We start from the raw sequence: 2,423 nt of genomic DNA, 5'->3' as shown, positions 1-2,423 counted from the left end.
GAATAAAGCAACAGGTAAAGGAAGAAATATTATATCAACGAACAATCATTTTAGATAAACAAATTGGAATTGATAAAATTTAGTAATGGTCCTACGAATAAAATGACTATCCTTACTGATAAGCAAGGAAAATTTAGTTACAGCAACTCCAGGAGTTATAAATTAAAACATGAATAATAATGATGAGTTAATAAAGTTTAAAAAAAATTGAAAAAGAAATTATTTTACCATTTCTCCAAAATGAGTTTTCTTTTTTAGATTCGGTAGATATTTTATATCAAGGAATAGACCAATACGTTGAAATTTTATGCTTATTTAGTGAATAAAAAAATTTGTAATAGAGTTCGACCTCTCGACTATAGATCATAGTATAACTAAAAATGAAATTTTGACTGTACAAGAGTATGAAAAAAGCCTTCAAGGGAAAGGGCGAGCTAAAAAAAGAAGCTCGTGATTTTTTACGAAAATTAATGCATAAAGAAGTATAGCGAATGCACATTAATTAATCATATGCAATTAATTATAAATAATTATTGTTGAGAATAACCTCTTCAAACCTACAGGTATAGCTGATTATAGGCAATCAGTTTCATCACTAGCGATCTTAATGGCTCAAAATGATGGCAGTATAGAAGAAATCAATGCAGCCCTAACGAAAGTAGCAAAAAGAACACATCCAGAGGGGAAAAATCCGGCACTTGGAATTTTGATAGCATGGGGTAATCTGACAGGTATTCCGTTTGATGTATTTTTAGCACAGCAGGAAATGACTCCTAAAAAAGCTACTGAAATATTAAGCAGAACACTGCCAACAACAGAAGCGAAAGCTCTTCAATTTGTGGCTGCAAAGGCGTATTTAGCTTTTGCAAAAAGCGGTAGGGAAATACCCAGTTGGGATGCTGGAACAGGTCAATATAGCTTTAAAGATACTGGCAAAGTGATAGATGTTTAGCATCCTAATGGTCAGTTGAGGGTTAGGGTTGGGTTTACCGTTGTTCGGTAAGTAACCCACAGTATATTGCCTGGTTTTATCCCCCCCTTCTTCTTTAGCTGTCTAGCTTTTAGCCTTACAACTGAGCACTAATGCCAATCGTCGAAAAGCGAAACCCATACCGACAGTCGCCAGTCGCAAAGCAGTACCTTAAATGCCGGACAAAATCTGTCGATTACCGCAACGGGTAAAAATAAAGACAGCAACCCAGACGCGGTAATATCACAGTCGTCGATAGTGAACTCAAAGCCGGTAAAGACTTATCACTGTCTGCCACGCAAGATATCAATCTTGTTTCTGCCCAAAACACCGAGCAAACCACCCGCCAAAACAGCAACAAAGGCGGCAGTATCGGCGTTGGCGTAGGCGTGAGTGCTGGTGGCCCAATTGGCGACCAACTCTTCACAAATGTCGCAAGCGGGTTACTCTCTAACGCCAATAACAGCGGCCACGCCGAAGGCACCACGCAATCGGCGGTCAGTGACGGTAGTGTCATTGTTCGCAATAAAGACAAACAAAAACAGGATATTAACGAGCTCAACCGCGATACCGAGCACGCCAATGACGGCAGTATTAACCCGATATTCGATAAAGAGCAAAACCGCTTAAAACAAGCGCAACTGATTGGCGAAATTGGCAATCAGGCGATGGATATCACGCAAACCAATGGAATATGTGTTTATTATAGAAGAGAAGTTCAATAAAGCTTTTTTCTTTGACGATCTTACTCTTCCTTAGCCAATCGGATAATCAATTGTCCAGCTTGGTTTGGCGGGTGAAGGTGTAGTGTGTACCCATATCAAATCCTAGTTCCTTCAATCATTTACCACTAATTTTGTGTGGGGGGAGGGAGCGTTGTTTGGTAAGTAACTCACTGAATATCGTATTCATTTTTCTGAATATTCTTTATCTCTCAATACGTTAACATATTCACTACTATAAACTATAACTATAACTATAACTATAACTATAACTATATAAATTCTGTATTCACTGCATGCACACTATTATATAGGTAAATATTTAGTGAAAATATTGCAAAATAGAGCTCCACCATTTTTTATGTTTTGTTGAAATTAGATAATCATCACTAAAAAGAACCACCACTTAGATAAAAAATTATCATAATCCCCAAATTTCTTATCATATTCATATGTTTTTGGTAATACATTTTCTCCACCAATAAGGTGAATGTGGCTGGCTATAGTGAATGGAGAACTTTGTCCAATATATTTACCTTCTTTGTCAATAGAGAACGACAAAAACAGGTTGTTCATTAACTAACCAAAAATAAATACCAAAGAAATTGATGGGGGCTGGATGATTAATAAGCTACCTGATAATGTTCATTTTTTAATGAAGAAGAATAAAACCAGTTTGTTGTAAAAGTGACATGAGATAAAAAAAACCACCATAATAAAAAAAGAGTCAG

At 36.4% G+C, this 2,423-nt stretch carries 3 protein-coding genes and 1 pseudogene; 3 read left to right on the top strand and 1 reads right to left on the bottom strand.

Annotation, left to right across the window (positions count from 1 at the left end):
• Positions 1-607 precede the first annotated feature (607 nt).
• The 3 genes and pseudogenes from BHE89_RS14705 to BHE89_RS14695 all read left to right on the top strand — a co-directional run bounded on the left by BHE89_RS14705 (position 608) and on the right by BHE89_RS14695 (position 1,695).
• Complete coding sequence (locus BHE89_RS14705) at positions 608-952, top strand: hypothetical protein (RefSeq protein WP_069367044.1); 345 nt, start codon at positions 608-610, stop codon at positions 950-952.
• Positions 953-1,129: 177 nt separating this feature from the next.
• Positions 1,130-1,357 (top strand): annotated as a pseudogene (locus BHE89_RS25925) (hypothetical protein); the annotation flags it as partial.
• Complete coding sequence (locus BHE89_RS14695; protein ID WP_286146173.1) at positions 1,258-1,695, top strand: hemagglutinin repeat-containing protein; 438 nt, start codon at positions 1,258-1,260, stop codon at positions 1,693-1,695. The pseudogene BHE89_RS25925 and the gene BHE89_RS14695, both read left to right, overlap by 100 nt.
• Before the next feature lie 372 nt (positions 1,696-2,067).
• On the opposite strand, the gene BHE89_RS14690 is transcribed toward BHE89_RS14695, so the two are convergent.
• A complete protein-coding gene (locus tag BHE89_RS14690; protein ID WP_128860592.1) occupies positions 2,068-2,268 on the bottom strand; it encodes a hypothetical protein in 201 nt (66 codons plus the stop codon).
• Positions 2,269-2,423 lie beyond the last annotated feature (155 nt).

Origin of the sequence: Shigella sp. FC1967 (assembly GCF_001743005.1) — a bacterium.
Taxonomy (GTDB): domain Bacteria; phylum Pseudomonadota; class Gammaproteobacteria; order Enterobacterales; family Enterobacteriaceae; genus Proteus.
The sequence above is the reverse complement of the archived record's forward strand: the minus strand, read 5'-3'. Positions and strand labels throughout refer to the sequence as shown.